Source organism: Pseudomonas sp. P8_241 (assembly GCF_034008315.1).
Classification (GTDB): domain Bacteria; phylum Pseudomonadota; class Gammaproteobacteria; order Pseudomonadales; family Pseudomonadaceae; genus Aquipseudomonas.
In genome coordinates, this window is record NZ_CP125377.1 from 5387763 (window position 1) to 5404188 (window position 16426).

Genomic DNA, 16426 nt, shown 5'->3' on the forward strand with positions numbered 1-16426 from the left:
CGCGTGGCAGCCGGGGGACGGGCTGCAACAGGATCAAAGGTTAAGGGCCACGATGGGTCAGTCGTTAGTCGATTCCTGCCGGTGCGTTGCACAATCCTGCGAGACTGCATCAGCAGCCTGTAAAAACCTGTCACGGTTCTGCCATCGCGTTTTGTGTAGGAGCTGCCGAAGGCTGCGATCTTTTGATTTTGAAAGAAAACGTCAAAAGATCGCAGCCTTCGGCAGCTCCTGCGGGGTTATCGGGGTTGTCGGCGGGTTGGCCGTGTTTGGGGACGAAACCCTCCCCGTGCAGAATCAGGCAAGCATCGGGCAGGATGTGTCTACCGCTGCCACTTGCACAAACGTATGCTCAGCTCCATTCCCTTCCATGCCTTGCCGAGGATGCCGTGCATGTCGTCACTCGATCACTCTGAAGCCCCGCTGGACACCGACATGGAGCACCAGCGTGCCGAGCTGGCGGCAATCATCCGCCGCAACACCGCCGAAGATGGCAGCTACGCCACGGCCATCGGCTCGTTGTTCATGTCGCGCCACAGCCGGTCCCACGAGTTCGCCCCGGTACTGGCACAACCGGCGCTGTGCATCATGGCCCAGGGTCGCAAGGAAGTTCAGCTGGCCAATGAGTACTTCAACTACGATCCGTTGAATTACCTGATGGTCTCGGTCTCGATGCCGCTCAGCGGTCGAGTGGTCAATGTCTCGGCCGACGAACCGATCCTCGCCCTGCGCCTGGACATCGATCCGGCGGAAATCACCGCGCTGATCGCCGACGCCGGGCCCATGGGCGTCCCCACCCGTCCGACCGGGCGCGGGTTGTATGTCGAAAAACTCGACAGCGCGATGCTCGACGCCGTGCTGCGCCTGGCACGTTTGCTTGAGACCCCGAAAGACATCGCCATGCTCGCGCCGCTGATTCGCCGGGAGATTCTCTATCGGCTGCTGCGCAGTCAACAGGGCCATCGGCTGTACGAAATCGCCATCGCCAACAGCCAGAGCCATCGCATCAGTCAGGCAATCAAATGGCTCAACGGCAATTTTGAACAGCCGCTGCGCATTGACGATCTGGCGAAGGAAGTGAACCTGAGCGTGTCGACACTGCATCACCGCTTCAAGGCGATGACGGCGATGAGTCCGTTGCAGTATCAGAAGCAGCTGCGCTTGCAGGAGGCGCGGCGGTTGATGCTGGCCGAGGGGCTTGAGGCTTCGGCGGCGGGGTATCGAGTCGGCTATGAAAGCCCTTCGCAGTTCAGCCGGGAGTACAGCCGATTGTTCGGGGCTCCGCCGTTAAGGGATTTGGCGCGGTTGCGGTTGACGGTTTGATCAAGTGGTTGTGGCGTTGCGGATGACGCTATCGCTGGCAAGCCAGCTCCTACAGTGATCTGTGGCGCTCACAGAACCTGTAGGAGCTGGCTTGACAGCGATGGGGCCAGAAAGGCCAACATCAAATCCGGATCAAGCTCCCAACACTCGGCAAGCCTCCACCGGCAACGTCACCGACACCGGATGCCCGATACTTAAACCAAAGCCCTGACACGGCGTGCTCAGCGCGGTAAACGAAACCCCGGAACACTCCACCGTCGTCTCGATGGTCGCACCGATATCCCGCACAAACGTCACTTTGCCCAGCAATCGGTTCCCCGCCGTCGCCTGTGGTGCCGACAGTTGCAGGTCTTCCGGACGAATCAGCATCTTCACTTTTTCACCGACCACAATGCTGCTGCAGATCGGCACTTGCAGCGCATCGCCGCCCGGCAAGCTGACCTTGCCATTACCCAGCACCGTGGCCGGAAAAATGTTGCCTGAGCCGATGAAGTCCGCAACGAATTCGTTCACCGGATGGCGGTAGATTTGGATCGGCGTGCCCACCTGCTGCACTTTGTGCTCACCCAACACCACAACGATATCGGCCATCGTCATGGCCTCGCGCTGATCGTGGGTCACCATGATGGTGGTGATGTTCAGGCGCTGCTGTAACTGACGGATTTCCACCTGCATCGACTCGCGCAGCTTGGCATCCAGCGCCGACAGCGGTTCGTCGAGCAAAAGGATTTTCGGGCGCGAGGCAATCGCCCGGGCAATCGCCACGCGCTGGCGCTGGCCGCCGGAGAGCTTGGCCACCGGGCGATTGATCATTGGTTGCAGCTGGATCAGCTCCAGCAACTCCACCACCCGCGCCTGCTGATCAGCCTTGCTGACCCCGCGCAGTTTCAGCGGATAGGCGATGTTCTCGCCCACAGTCATGTGCGGAAACAGCGCCAGGGACTGGAACACCATGCCGAAGTTGCGCAAATGCGCCGGAGTGTTGCCGATGTCTTCGCCGTCCAGGCGAATCTCGCCACCGCTCAGGGTTTCGAGCCCCGCGATCATCCGTAGCAAAGTGGTTTTGCCGCAGCCCGACGGGCCGAGGAAACACACCAGTTTGCCTTCGGGCAAATGCAGGTTTACATCCTTTACCGCGCACGCCGAGCCGTAGTGTTTCTCGACGTTTTCCAGAATCAGACCAGACATAAATCACCTCAAGAAATCAGAACGAAACGCCACCTTCACCCACCAGTTTTTCGAGCGCCCAGATCAGGACGAAGTCGATCAACACGATCAGCACGGCAAACGAAAATACGGTGGGGTCGAGCGAGGACACAGTGCGGCTGTACATCCAGATCGGCACGGTCATGACGTCGATGGTGTAGAGGAAGTAGGTCACGGTGAATTCGTTGAACGAGACGATGAACGCCAGCAGCATGCCCGCCAGAATCCCCGACTTCATCAACGGCACCACCACATCGACAATAGCCCGCAGCGGTGAAGCGCCAAGCATCTGTGCGGCCTCCTCGACTTCGCTGCCGATGGAGAGCATCGCCGCCGTGCAGTTTTTCACCACGAACGGCAAGGCGAGGATCACGTGGGCAATCACCAGGCGAGACGTGGTCATGTGGAACGGCAGGCTGTCGAATACCAGCAACAGCGCCAGACCCAATACCACCATCGGGAAGACCAGTGGCAGAGACATCAGTTGCAGCGCCACGGCCTTGCCACGGAACTCGCAACGGGTCAGCGCGTACGCGGCCGGCACCGCGATGATCGTGGCGAAGACCATGGTCAGGCACGACACCATCAAGCTGGTGGTCATGGCCTGGCCGAGGCTCAATACGTCACTGGAGTCCGGCGACACAAAGGTGTTCCAGGCAGCCTTGTACCATTGCAGGCTGTAGCTGCTCGGCGGAAAGTCGAGGTTCGACGCACCGCTGAATGACATGACGATCATGGTTAAAATCGGCAGCACCGCCAGCAGCAGGATGAAGCCTGAAAGGATGCCGGCGAACTTGCCGGTGTCACCCGGCAACAGCGACTGGCGCTTCTTGGTCAAGGTACTCATTGCGAAGCCTCCAGCATGCGCCGACGACGGCCGGTGATGTATTCGGACAAAGTCATGATCGCGAGCGTGGTGACGATCAGCACCACACCGGCAGCGGACGCAGCGGGCCAGTTCATCAGCGGGGCGATCTGGTCATGCACCATCACCGCCAGCATCGGCACGCGTCGGCCACCGAGCAGCAAGGGCACCACAAAACTGCTGGCGTTGTAGGCGAACACCAGCGTCGCACCGGTAATGATGCCCGGCAAACTCATCGGCAATACCACTTGGCGGAACACCTGGAAGCGACTGGCGCCCAAGGTGGCGGCAGCCTCTTCGTAACTGCGGGCGACACCGCGCATGGCGCTGGCAATCGGCAGCACAGCCAACGGGAACGCCGTCTGCACCAGGCCCATCAATACGCCGTTCTGGTTGTACAGCAGCATGATCGGACGCTTGATCAGGCCCAGGCCCATCAGTGTCTGGTTGAGCATGCCGCCCGGTCCGAGAATCACCAGCCAGCCGTAGCTTTGCAGCAGCAGGTTGACGAGCAACGGCAGCAACACCGCTGCGAGGAAAATCCGCCGCACGAACGGCGAAGTCAGGCGCGACATGGTGTAGGCCACCGGGATCGCCAGAATCACGGCGATCACCGCGCTGATCAGCGCCAGGCGCAGGGTCAGCATCAAGGATTTGAGGTAGTAGGGTTCCAGCAATTGGGCATAGCTGGCCAGGCTGAAACCTGACCATTCCGCGCCCTTGGTGCCCACGCTCATGCGCAGGACCAGCAGGCTGGCGGCGATCAGCACGCCGAGAAACAGCATCGACGGCGTGAGGAAAAGCCAGGCGCGCGCGGTCGGCGAAACACCCCGACGCGGGCGCGACTCAGCGACGCTGACCGAATGAGTCAAAGGTTGGTGTTCCATAGCAAAGGTCTCGTCAATGGAAGATCAGGCGCATGGCGAGTGCTGCGCACTCGATCGCTGGCAAGCCAGCTCCTACAGGTCATGCGCTGTTCTTGTAGGAGCCGGCTTGCTGGCGATGAGGCTCGAAGAGCCTCCCTGTCATTCAGATCAGGAAGAAAAGATTTCCGTGTAACGACGAATCCATTGGTCATGCACGCTGGCCAGGAAGGCGTTGTCGTGCATGATCGCCTTCTCGGCAATCTGCTCCGGCGTGAGGATGTACGGGCTCTTGCGCGCTTCGGCAGAGATGATCGCCTTGGCGTTGACCGGACCGTTGTAGATGTCTTCCGCCATCTTGCCCTGCACCAGCGGGTCCAGAGAGTGGTTGATGAAGGCGTAGGCCATATCGGTATCGCCCGGACGATTCTTCGGCATTACCGAGAGCATCAGGTCGGTGTAGAAACCTTCCTTCATGCCGAAGGTGGCGCCCAGACCGTAGGCCGGATCGCGGATCTGTTTCGGGAAGAACGCCGGCGCGTACAAGCCGCCCATGTCCAGGGAACCGGTGCGGAACAGTTCGGCGATCTGGTTCGGGTTTTCGCCCAGGGTCACCACGCGGTCCTTGAGCTCGGCCAGCTTCTTGAAGCCAGGCTCGATGTTGTGTTCGTCACCACCGGCCAGTTTGGCGGCGATGATGATCAGGTCCATGGCCTCGGTCCAGTTCGGCGGCGGCAGAAAAATGTTCGGCGCAGCGTCGGCATCCCACAGCGAGGCGTAGCTGGTGGGGACTTCTTTCTGGGTGCGGGTGCTGTAGACCAGACTATTGCACCACAACAGGTAACCGATGCCGTGACCGTTGGCGCCGGTGCGGTATTTCTCCGGCACATCGACGATGTTGGGAATGCGGTCGAGGTCGGGTTTTTCCAGCAGGTTGGCGGCGGCCAGGCCCTCAGCGCCGACGCCGGCCAGGGTGATGATGTCGTATTGCGCACGATCACCGCCGGCCTTGAGTTTGGCGACCATTTCCGAGGTACTGCCGGTACGGTCGGCGATGACCTTGCAGCCGTACTTGTCTTCGAAGGTCGCGGCGATGTTGCGCAGTGCAGCCAGGCCGGTGTCATCAGACCAGGTCAACAAACGCAGGGTCTTGCCAGTGAAACGTGTGTCACTGGCATTGGCCTTGACGAACGGCAGGCTCATGGCCGCCGCGGCAACCGAGGCTACGCCCACGGTCTTGATGAATTGACGTCTGTTCAGATCATGCTCGCCCATTACGGACTCCCTTTGTTTTTGTAGGTATAAGGCAGGTCGAAACTGTTGGTACTGCGCAACTGGAACAGCGCTGGCCCCTCTGTTTTCGGGGGTTTGGTTGAACCAGTGAGTTCATCCTGAGGTCGTGTAAAACACCTGACTATCGATAAAAACTCATTGAAGCCATGACGCCTGCGCATGCCTCATGTAGGAGCGAGCTTGCTCGCGATGGGTGCAAAGGCGCCGCGTACATTCAGGCACCCCACGTCATCGTTGACGTCCATCGCGAGCAGGCTCGCTCCTACAGGAAAGGGTCGTCAGACGGCCCGAATCACGTGTTTTATTTCCTGGAAAGCCTGCAAGCCCCACGGCCCCAATTCACGGCCGATGCTGCTCTGCTTGTAGCCGCCCCAGGCGGTCTGCGGGAAGATCACCTGCGGCGCGTTGATCCACACCAGCCCCGCCTGCAACGCGTTGGCAACACGATCAGCCGTCTGTGCATTGCGCGTCACCACACTGGCGACCAGACCGAACTGACTGTCGTTGGCCAGGGCAATCGCTTCGGCTTCGGAGGTGAAACTGCGTACGCAAATCACCGGACCAAAAATCTCTTCACACCACAGCGCACTGTCGAGGGGCACTTCGGTGAACACCGTCGGCTGTAAAAAATATCCGCGCGGCAGGTCGGCCGGGCGATTGCCACCGCAAACCAGCTTGGCGCCAACGCTCAGACCACGATCAATGTGGCCGAGTACGCGCTGGTATTGCGCCTGATTGACCAGCGCGCCCATTTCCACGTCCGGGTCGAACGGGTCGGCCACGCGAATTGCTTCGGCACGGGCCTTCACCCGTGTGAGGAATTCATCGGCCAATTCATCGGCGACCAGCACGCGGCTGGTGGCGGAACACATTTGCCCGGCATTGAAGAAACCACCACCGCAGGCCACTTCCACCGCCAGGTCGAGATCGGCGTCGGCGAGCACCAGCAGCGAAGATTTGCCGCCCAGTTCCAGGCTCACGCCTTTGACGGTTTCCGCCGCCCGTTGCATGACCTGCACACCGACCGCGTTGCTGCCGGTGAAGGAGATTTTCGCGATGCGCGAGTCAGCCGACAACGGAGCGCCAACGGCCAGGCCGGTGCCGCACACCAGGTTGAACACGCCCGCGGGCAACCCGGCATCCGCGATGATCGCGGCCAGTTCCAGCTCCGGCAGCGGCGTCACTTCCGAAGGCTTGAGTACCACGCAGCAACCGGCGGCCAGGGCTGGCGCGAGTTTCCACGCAGTGGTGACCATCGGGAAATTCCACGGCACGATCAGACCAACCACACCGCAGGCTTCGCGGCGCATACGCGCGCTGAAGTCATCGGTCGGCAGCTCGACATTGCTGTCTTGCTTGGCGTCCAGTCCCTCGGCCAGACCGGCGTAGTACTCGAACGTGGCGATCACATCATCGACATCAATCGCGGCTTCGAACTGTGGCTTGCCGTTGTTGCTCGATTGCAAGTGCATCAGCTTTTCGCGATGGGCCTGCACGCCATTGGCGATCCTGCGCAGGATCGCGCCGCGCTCGGCGCCGGTGGTTTTCGACCAGTCGGCAAAAGCCTCGGTGGCTGCGCTCACGGCTTGATCAACAGCGCGATCATCGCCGCCATTCACAGTGGTCAACAGGGCTTCGGTCGCCGGATTGATCACTCGCAGGTGTTCGTTGCCCGCCGACCATTGGCCGTTGATGTACAGGCCATCGAGGTTGGTTGGAAAGGTCATTTCGACACCGCCTTCATCCACTCGGTCTGATCGATTTCAATCAGTGTCGGGCCTTGGCGATCTGTCGCCGCACGCAGCGCACCGCGCAGTTGCTCGACGCCACTGACCGCTTCGGCGGCGCAGCCCAGGGCCTTGGCCACACCGATGAAGTCCGGGGTATAGATGTCGACGCCCACCGGCTCGATGGCGCGGTTGACCATGTATTTCTTGATCTCTTCGTAGCCCTGGTTATTCCACAGCAGCACGATCACCGGGGTGCGTGCTTCAACGGCACTGGCCAATTCCGGCAAGGTGAACTGCAGGCCGCCGTCACCGATCAGGCACACCACCGGCGGACGAGTGCCGCTTTCAACGCCGCCACCGAGCCACGCGCCAATTGCTGCCGGCAAGGCGTAACCGAGGGTGCCGTAACCGGTGGACGAGTTGAACCAGCGGCGCGGACGCTCAGGGTTGAACGTCAGGTTTCCGGTGTATACCGGTTGGGTCGAATCGCCGACGAACACAGCGTCCGGCAGTTCATGCAAAACGGTTTCGAGGAAACGGGTCTGGGCCAGGGTCGACGCATCCCAGGTCGCGGCCAGGTCTTCACGCAAACGGGCGGCGCGAACCTGGCCCCAATCGTTGCGACGTTCGGCCAAGGATTTGTGCGACAGCGCAGTGAGCAAGGCTTGGGCAGCGTTGCGCGAGTCGGACACCAGCGCCACGTGCGGCGGGTAGTTGCGCACGGTCTGGTCCGGGTCGATGTCGACACGCAGCAGCTTGCCAGGAATCTCGAAACCACCAGCGAAGGTCACGTCGTAATCGGTCTCGGCCAGTTCCGTACCGATGGCCAGCACGACATCGGCCTCGGCGACCAGCGCACGGGTCGCGACCAGGCTTTGAGTCGAACCGATCAGCAACGGGTGAGCGGACTCAAGCATGCCTTTGGCATTGATGGTCAGTGCCACAGGAGCATCCAGCAGCTCGGCCAGCTCTGTCAGCTCGGCGGCGGCGTCGATGGCACCGCCACCGGCGAGGATCAACGGACGCTTGGCGCCGGCCAGCAGGTCAGTCATGCGCGAAACGGCGGACGGCGAAGCACCGGCGCGGTCGATGTGGACCGGCAGGCTGTTGAGCAGTTCGTCGGCGTCTTCAACCAATACGTCCAACGGAATTTCGATGTGCACCGGACGCGGACGACCCGCCTGGAACAGCGCAAAGGCACGGGCCAACACGCCCGGCAATTCCGACGCCGACATCAGGGTGTGGGAGAACGCCGCGACACCGGCACACAATGCGCCCTGGTTCGGCAACTCGTGCAGCTTGCCGCGACCGCCGCCCAACTGGCTGCGCGATTGCACGCTGGAAATCACCAGCATCGGGATCGAGTCGGCATAGGCCTGGCCCATCGCGGTGGTGATGTTGGTCATGCCTGGGCCGGTGATGATGAAGCACACGCCCGGTTTGCCGCGGGTGCGGGCATAGCCGTCGGCCATGAACCCGGCGCCCTGTTCGTGACGCGGTGTGACGTGGTTGATGCTCGAACGGGCCAGCCCGCGATACAGCTCCACGGTGTGAACACCGGGAATGCCGAACACCTGCTCGACCCCGTAATCTTCGAGTAATTTGACCAATACTTCGCCGCACGTCGCCATGTGAATTGCCCTTCTTGTTCGATTTGAGACGCCGGGCCTGCGCAGTGTTTATGATGGATTCGCAGGTCCAGGGATGGCCTCATTGGAACGGGCGACACATAGCCGCAACAATGGATAAAAAGTCATACTAGCCATGTCCTCACGTCATACCTTGGATCCCAATGAAACGACTGCCTCCCCTGCCGGCGCTGCACACATTTCTGATTACCGCGCAGTGCTGCAATTTCACCCGGGCTGCCGAGCAACTGCACATCACCCAAGGCGCGGTGAGTCGACAGATCGCCGGTCTGGAAGATCATCTGGGTTATGAGCTGTTCATCCGTCAGGCCAGGGGTCTCGATCTCACGGCCGAGGGAAGGGAATGGCTGCCACGGGTCCAGCAGATTTTCGGCCTGATCGACGAGGCCGTGGAGCAGATCGGCGAGAAGCGCGAAACCCTGCAGCTCAAGGCGCCGACCTGTGTCATGCGGTGGCTGCTGCCGAGACTGTTGCAATGGCAAAAGGAACGCCCGGACGTGCCGGTGGAACTGACCACAACGGTCAAACACGGTGTGGATTTTCATCGCGAACAATTCGATGCGGCGGTGATGTACGGCACGCCGCCGGACAGTGCGTTGATGGCGCAAAAACTGTTCGATGAGCAACTGACACCGGTGTGTTCCAGGCCCATGCTCGAAGGCCCCATGCCCCTGCAAACGCCCGCCGACCTGCAACAGCACCTGCTGCTGCACCCGACCCGCGACGAGCGTGACTGGAAGGCCTGGTTGAAAGCGGCGGATGTGCAGTTGACCAATGTCGGCAAAGGCCAGCATTTCGAAACACTGGACCTGGCGATGTCGATGGCGTCCCAGGGGACAGGCGTGGCGATCGGCGACTGGTCGCTGATTGGCGATGACCTGAACGCCGGACGGCTGGTCATGCCCTTTGAATTGAAGGTGAAAACGGGGTTGGCGTATTACCTGGTATTCCCCGAAAAACCCCTGCCTTCGTCGAAGCTGCGTGAGTTGATGGGGTGGTTGGTGGAACAGGCTCAGTCACGCTGAGCTGCCCTTGTAGGAGCCGGCTTGCTGGCGAATATGGCGAGGGGGGCTTGTCGGATCGCCGCACCGTCCCGCTCGGCTGAGCAGCAGTCGTAAGACCTGAAAACGCGGTGTACTTGTCACATTGCAGGGGAGCGCTTCGCACTCCAACGGGGGCAAGCCCCCTCGCCACAAAAAGCACCTTCAACGCCTCACCGCATCAGCTCACTCACCCCACTTCATCTCGCCCTTGGCGACTTTGGCGCTCAGCGCCAGGGAGCTGTCCTCGCCCAGGGTCGGGAAGCGTTTTTTCATGGCGGCGATCAGTTCGGCAGCGTCCTTGGCCTTGGCGGTTTCTTCGTCGAAAGCCTTGATGTAATCGGCGGTGAACTGCACGGCGGCCAGCGAACGGGCGCTCTCGCCGAGGTAGTGGCCGGGCACGATGGTTTTCGGTTTCAGGGTTTCAATGGCATGCAGCGTAGCCAACCAATCGGCATGGGACTGCGCAGTTTGGGTATCGGCCATCCACACGTGGATGTTTTCTGCCACGACCACGCCACCGACCACAGCCTTGATCGACGGAATCCAGACGAAGCTGCGATCAGGCTGTTTGCCTTCCAGGCCCACCACCTGCAACTTCTGCCCTTCGAGGATCAGGCTGTTGCCCTTGAGTACGTCCGGCACGATGGTTTTGGCCGGTACGTCCGCGCCCATCTTCGGCCCCCAGAAGGCCAGTTTGCCGTCGACGGTTTTCTTGATGTGGTCTACGGTCGGCTGCGAAGCGAGCACTTTGGCCTTGGGGAATGCAGCCATCAGGGTGTCGAGGCCGAAGTAATAGTCCGGGTCGCCGTGGCTGATGTAGATGGTGGTCAATTGCTTGCCGCTGGCGCGGATTTTCTCCACCACGTGTTCGGCCTGGGATTTGCCGAATTGCGCGTCCACCAGGATCGCGTCTTTGTCGCCACTGACCAGTACGGACGTCACCGGGAAAATTGCCTTTTCGCCGGGGTTGTAGACATCCAGCGTCAGCGTCGATGCACTGGCGTGGGCGGCAAAACCGAGAGCGGCGCTGGCCAGTAAAATACGCTTAAACGTGGTGAAACCGATCATCTGTTGCTCCTTGGTTGAAATACGCCTTTGTAGGAGCCGGCTTGCTGGCGATGGTCTTTAACGAAAACCCATGCTGACCGGGAAAGCGCGGCGCCTGGGACAGCATCGCCAGCAAGCCGGCTCCTACAGAAGATGGAGGGAGCTTAGTTGCCTGACTCAGTACAAAAAATGCGATCCTTGAACATAGTTTGTTTCTGAAATCGGGCAAATCATGGATCGTCTACAAGCAATGCGCGTGTTCGTCACGGTGGTCGACCTCGGCAGCCAATCCGCCGCGGCCGATCATCTGGAGCTGTCGCGGCCAGTGGTTTCGCGTTATCTGGCGGAATTGGAAGACTGGGTAGGCGCACGCCTGATGCACCGCACCACGCGCAAGTTGAGCCTCACCGCCGCCGGCAACGAAGTGCTGCCCCGCTGCCGGCAGATGCTCGAACTGTCCACCGACATGCAAGCCGCCGTCAGCGTCCCGGAAGACGCGCCGCGCGGATTGTTGCGAATCAGCGTCAGCACTTCATTCGGTCAGGCCCAACTGGCCGATGCCATGGCCGAGTACGTCAAGCGCTATCCGGCGGTCAGCATCGACATGCAAATGCTCGACCGCACCGTGAACCTGGTGGACGAGCGTATCGACCTGGCGATCCGCACCAGCAATGACCTGGACCCGAACCTGATCGCCCGCCGCCTGACCGTCTGCCGGTCAGTGATCTGCGCTTCCCCCGCCTACCTGCGCGAGCACCCGGCACCGCAACGGGTAGAAGACCTGAGCCAGCACAACTGCCTCACCCATTCCTACTTCGGCAAAAGCCTCTGGCATTTCGAGCGGGACGGCGAACAGATTTCGGTGCCGGTACAGGGCAATATCAGCGCCAATGAGGCCAGCACGTTGTTGCGTGCTGCGATGGCAGGCGCCGGGGTGGCAATGTTGCCGACTTATCAGGCCGGGGTGCATATCCACAGCGGTGAGCTTGTCCGTCTGTTGCCCGCCGCCGAACCTCGGCCAATGAACGTGTACGCGGTATATGCCTCACGCAAGCACATGCCGGCGGCGTTACGCAGTTTGCTGGATTTTCTGGTGGTGAGATTTCCCCAGGAACCGGCGTGGGACGCTGGCCTGTAAGCAACGCCCCCTTGGGCGCTGGCAAGCCTGCTCCTACGGGGTCATCAGCGGTTGAATAGCACGCGCCAGGGGTTGGTAACTCACCCGCGATGACCTATGCTCAGAGTAATACCGAAGAGTATTCGTTCAGAGGCCAATACCGTGAACATAAGAACAAGAAGATACCTCGCCATTTTCGTCACCTGCGCAGTCACGCTCGGGCTGTATGGCGCCGCGGCCTGGCGAGTCGAGCAGTTGCGCGATCTGCCCCGCGACGCCGCGAGCTGCAATTTCGGGCACTGCATCCCCCACAACGCGACCCTCAGTACCCTCCGATAACGAAGGGGATCAGGTCTCGTTGCCCTGATCGGACTTCAATCGGTCGCGGAACGCCTTTGGCGAAATCCCCACACGACGCCGAAACAGGCGTGTGAAGTTGGTCGGGTCCGAGAATCCCAACACGTCGGACATTTCATAAATGGTCATGCTGGTGTAGGTGAGCAAACGCTTGGCCTCCAGCAATTGCCGTTCGTGCATGATCTGCAACGCCGGTTGTCCCGCCAGCTCACGGCACGTGCCATTGAGGTGGGACACGGAAATCCCCAACCGATGCGCCAGGTCTTCGACCTTGACGTGCTGGCGATAGGTTTCCTCCACCAGTTGAATAAACCCGTTGAGGTATTCCCTTGCGCGCTGCGGGCGCGCCATTGCCGTTCGCCGCTGGATCACCTGACGGCTGACCCACACCATGATCACGCTGACCAGCGAATGCATGAGCATCTCTCGCGCTGGCTGGTGGCTGGTGTATTCGTTCTGCAATGCGCTGAACAGGCTATTGAGGTACTCGGCATCTTTGCCGGCCGGGTAACTTTCCGCCTGGGCCAGAGCATTCACCGAATGCCCCAGTTGCAACTGCAAATGGGCGATCAGCGGCGCAGCCAACGTCACCACGAACCCTTCTACATCTTCGGAAAAACGAAAGCCGTGAACCGAGAGCGGCGGCAGGATCTGGATCGCCGGTTCGTTCAGTTGCGTGCGTTGGCCTTCGATTTCAAGCGCGGCCTGACCTTTGAACACGAAGAGCAGCTGACACAAATCAGCATGGCGATGGGGTTTTATTTCCCAATGATGTTCGCGACTGCGTTTGGAAATGGTTTCACAGTGCAACAAGTCCGGGGTGGGCCAATCCAGGCTTTCACCGTAGAGCTTGAACACCGGAATCGAAGGCAGGTCAGGCTTGTTCATCACTTCAATCCAGGCTTCGGAATAGGTGTCGGGCGATAATCGCACCGATTGGCAGAATGTACAGGTATCGGCTCAGTTTTCACCTTCAATTGACAGACTCGCAAGTGAAAAATGCAAGCACTCGATCCATAAAAATAATTCACCGGCCCTGGTCGTGTGGAGCTTGCGAGTCATAAAAACAATGAAAACGCTAAAAACCCAAGTTGCCATTATCGGTGCTGGACCCTCTGGTTTGCTGCTCGGTCAGTTGCTGCACAACGCCGGCATCGACACCCTCATTCTCGAACGTCAAACCCCTGATTACGTACTCGGCCGAATCCGCGCCGGCGTGCTCGAACAAGGCATGGTAGAGCTGTTGCGTCAGGCTGGAGTAAGTCAGCGCATGGACGCCGAAGGCTTGGTTCACGGCGGCTTCGAACTGGCCCTCGACGGACGTCAGGTGCACATTGATCTGCAAGCGTTGACCGGTGGAAAGACCGTGATGATCTACGGCCAGACCGAGGTCACTCGTGACCTGATGGCCGCTCGTCGGGAGGTCGGTGCGCAGACGATTTACCAGGCTTGCAACGTCGTCCCCCACGGCATGAAAACCGATGAAGCGTTTGTCACTTTTGAGAAGGACGGGGAGACTTATCGGGTCGATTGCGATTACATCGCCGGTTGCGACGGCTTCCACGGCGTGGCGCGGCAATCGATTCCCGCCGACTGTCTGAACGTGTTTGAACGCGTCTATCCGTTTGGTTGGCTGGGCATTCTGGCTGACACGCCGCCAGTCCACGAAGAACTGGTCTACGCCCGCCATGAACGCGGTTTTGCCCTGTGCAGCATGCGTTCGGCAACGCGTACCCGTTACTACCTGCAAGTGCCCGCTGATGAAAACGTCGAGAACTGGTCCGATCAACGCTTCTGGGACGAGCTCAAAAATCGTCTACCGGCCGATCTTGCACAAAAACTGGTAACCGGCCCGTCCATCGAAAAAAGCATCGCCCCGCTGCGCAGCTTCGTCGTCGAGCCCATGCAATACGGACGCATGTTTCTGGTCGGCGACGCCGCGCACATCGTCCCGCCCACCGGCGCCAAAGGCCTGAACCTGGCGGCCAGTGACGTCAGTACCCTGTTCAACATACTGGTCAAGGTTTACCGCGACGATCGCCTCGATTTGCTGGAGAAGTACTCGCAAATCTGTCTGCGTCGCGTGTGGAAGGCCGAACGGTTTTCCTGGTGGATGACGTCGATGCTGCACCGCTTCGACGACCATGATGCGTTCAGCCAGCGCATTGCCGAATCGGAGCTGGATTATTTTGTCAGCTCGCAAGCGGGCCGCAAAACCATTGCGGAAAACTACGTCGGTCTCCCGTACGAGGCTATCGAATAGCCTGCTATCGATTTACACTGGCGAGCATCCCCGCTCGCCATGCCCCTTGCGGGTCAATCTTTGCCCGCAGGACTCCACGTGACTAATCTCCAGCAGCCTGAAACGCCCAAACCGGCCATCCGCAGTGTGTTGATCGCGCTGATGCTGGCGATTTTCCTTGGGGCACTGGACCAAACCATCGTCGCCGTGTCGATGCCGGCCATTTCCGCGCAGTTCAAGGACGTTAGCCTGCTGGCCTGGGTCATCTCCGGCTACATGGTGGCGATGACAGTGGCCGTGCCGATCTACGGCAAACTGGGTGATCTGTACGGGCGGCGCAAGTTGATGCTGTTCGGCATGGGCCTGTTTACCCTGGCCTCGATGTTCTGTGGCCTGGCCCAGAGCATGGAGCAATTGGTGCTGGCGCGGATTCTTCAGGGCATCGGCGCTGGCGGGATGATTTCCGTGAGTCAGGCGATCATCGGCGACATCGTGCCGCCCCGGGAACGTGGTCGCTATCAGGGTTACTTCAGCAGCATGTACGCGGTAGCGAGCGTGGCCGGTCCGGTGCTCGGCGGCTACATGACCGAGTACCTGTCCTGGCGCTGGGTATTCCTGATCAACCTGCCATTGGGCCTCGGCGCGTGGCTGGTGGCCAATCGTACGCTGGTCGGCCTACCGATCCCGCAACGCAAACCGATCATCGATTACCTCGGCACCCTGCTGATGATCATCGGCCTGACCGCGTTGCTCCTCGGTATCACCCAGGTCGGCCAGGGCCATTCATGGCGCAGCGCCGAAGTGCTCGCGTTGCTGACCTGTGCGGTACTGGTTCTGGGATTGTTCGTTGTCCATGAACGGCGTGCGCGCGAGCCATTGTTGCCCATGCATCTGTTCGCCAACCGCAATGCGATCCTGTGCTGGTGCACGATCTTCTTCACCAGTTTCCAGGCCATCTCGTTGATCGTGTTGATGCCATTGCGTTTCCAGAGCGTGACCGGTGCCGGTGCCGACAGCGCTGCCCTGCATTTGCTGCCGCTGGCCATGGGCTTGCCGATCGGCGCCTATTTCGCCGGTCGGCGCACTTCTGTGACCGGGCGCTACAAGCCGATGATCCTCGCCGGCGCCGTGCTGATGCCGATCTCGATTCTGGGCATGGCATTCAGTCCCCCCCTGGCCTTTGTGCTGAGCAGCCTGTTCATGTTGCTCTGCGGGATCGCCGCGGGCATGCAGTTCCCGACTTCATTGGTGGGGACGCAAAATTCGGTTGAACAGAGGGATATTGGCGTGGCCACCAGCACCACCAACCTCTTCCGCTCGCTGGGCGGTGCGGTGGGCGTGGCGTTGATGTCGGCACTGCTGCTGGCGCTGTTGCAGGATTCGAGTTTCGCCCATCTGGCCGGTTCGACGCTGATCGCCGAAGGTCATTCCGGGAATGTGCTGCTGGATGGCTTGAACGCCGCACCAGGGGATGCGCAAGACGCCCTGCGTGCGGAACTGCTGCTCACGTTCCGGCACTTGCTGATGGTCAGCGCCGCCGTGTCGCTGCTTGGGCTGGCGGCGGCAATTGCGATGCCGAACATGTTGTTGCGCGGGCGCGAGGACAAGGCGCGATAAGCACAAAAGTCAAGATCGCAGCCTGCCGCAGCGCCTACAAATTAACGCCTCACCGCGTAGGAGCTGCCGCAGGCTGC

General features: G+C 60.5%; 13 protein-coding genes. 5 read left to right on the forward strand and 8 right to left on the reverse strand.

Annotation, left to right across the window (positions count from 1 at the left end):
• Positions 1-390: 390 nt before the first annotated feature.
• Positions 391-1320, forward strand: coding sequence for an AraC family transcriptional regulator (locus QMK58_RS24105; RefSeq protein ID WP_053155236.1), 930 nt, complete (start codon positions 391-393; stop codon positions 1318-1320).
• Between the two features lie 132 nt (positions 1321-1452).
• On the opposite strand, the gene QMK58_RS24110 is transcribed toward QMK58_RS24105, so the two are convergent.
• The 6 genes from QMK58_RS24110 to QMK58_RS24135 form a co-directional block, all read right to left on the reverse strand.
• Positions 1453-2508 (reverse strand): ABC transporter ATP-binding protein, encoded by a 1056-nt coding sequence (locus tag QMK58_RS24110; protein WP_320395541.1) that lies wholly within the window; start codon positions 2506-2508, stop codon positions 1453-1455.
• Positions 2509-2524: 16 nt separating this feature from the next.
• On the reverse strand, positions 2525-3373 hold the full coding sequence (locus tag QMK58_RS24115; protein ID WP_320395542.1) for an ABC transporter permease: 849 nt from the start codon (positions 3371-3373) through the stop codon (positions 2525-2527).
• Positions 3370-4278, reverse strand: coding sequence for an ABC transporter permease (locus tag QMK58_RS24120; RefSeq protein WP_053155230.1), 909 nt, complete (start codon positions 4276-4278; stop codon positions 3370-3372). Before QMK58_RS24120 ends, QMK58_RS24115 begins: the two co-directional genes overlap by 4 nt.
• 147 nt (positions 4279-4425) lie before the next feature.
• Positions 4426-5529 (reverse strand): extracellular solute-binding protein, encoded by a 1104-nt coding sequence (locus tag QMK58_RS24125; RefSeq protein WP_320395543.1) that lies wholly within the window; start codon positions 5527-5529, stop codon positions 4426-4428.
• A gap of 296 nt (positions 5530-5825) precedes the next feature.
• Positions 5826-7274: an aldehyde dehydrogenase family protein gene (locus QMK58_RS24130; protein ID WP_320395544.1), complete on the reverse strand. Its 1449-nt coding sequence runs from the start codon at positions 7272-7274 to the stop codon at positions 5826-5828.
• Positions 7271-8908, reverse strand: a complete 1638-nt coding sequence (locus QMK58_RS24135; protein WP_320395545.1) for a 5-guanidino-2-oxopentanoate decarboxylase — start codon at positions 8906-8908, stop codon at positions 7271-7273. Before QMK58_RS24135 ends, QMK58_RS24130 begins: the two co-directional genes overlap by 4 nt.
• Positions 8909-9069: 161 nt before the next feature.
• On the opposite strand from QMK58_RS24135, the gene QMK58_RS24140 reads away from it, so the two are divergent.
• A complete protein-coding gene (locus tag QMK58_RS24140) occupies positions 9070-9951 on the forward strand; it encodes a LysR substrate-binding domain-containing protein (protein WP_053155223.1) in 882 nt (293 codons plus the stop codon).
• A 201-nt stretch (positions 9952-10152) separates the two neighbouring features.
• On the opposite strand, the gene QMK58_RS24145 is transcribed toward QMK58_RS24140, so the two are convergent.
• On the reverse strand, positions 10153-11037 hold the full coding sequence (locus tag QMK58_RS24145) for an MBL fold metallo-hydrolase (protein ID WP_053155221.1): 885 nt from the start codon (positions 11035-11037) through the stop codon (positions 10153-10155).
• Positions 11038-11248: 211 nt separating this feature from the next.
• On the opposite strand from QMK58_RS24145, the gene QMK58_RS24150 reads away from it, so the two are divergent.
• Positions 11249-12154 (forward strand): LysR family transcriptional regulator, encoded by a 906-nt coding sequence (locus tag QMK58_RS24150; RefSeq protein ID WP_082344423.1) that lies wholly within the window; start codon positions 11249-11251, stop codon positions 12152-12154.
• 327 nt (positions 12155-12481) lie between these two features.
• On the opposite strand, the gene QMK58_RS24155 is transcribed toward QMK58_RS24150, so the two are convergent.
• Entirely contained in the window at positions 12482-13378 is an 897-nt protein-coding gene (locus QMK58_RS24155) for a helix-turn-helix domain-containing protein (protein ID WP_053155218.1), read from the reverse strand.
• A gap of 181 nt (positions 13379-13559) precedes the next feature.
• Between QMK58_RS24155 and pobA the strand changes: the two genes are divergently transcribed.
• Positions 13560-14753: a 4-hydroxybenzoate 3-monooxygenase gene (gene pobA, locus QMK58_RS24160; RefSeq protein WP_320395546.1), complete on the forward strand. Its 1194-nt coding sequence runs from the start codon at positions 13560-13562 to the stop codon at positions 14751-14753.
• Between the two features lie 78 nt (positions 14754-14831).
• The gene (locus tag QMK58_RS24165; protein WP_053155214.1) at positions 14832-16349 is read left to right on the forward strand and encodes an MDR family MFS transporter; all 1518 of its coding nucleotides are present in this window, start codon (positions 14832-14834) and stop codon (positions 16347-16349) included.
• The last annotated feature ends 77 nt before the right edge of the window (positions 16350-16426 follow it).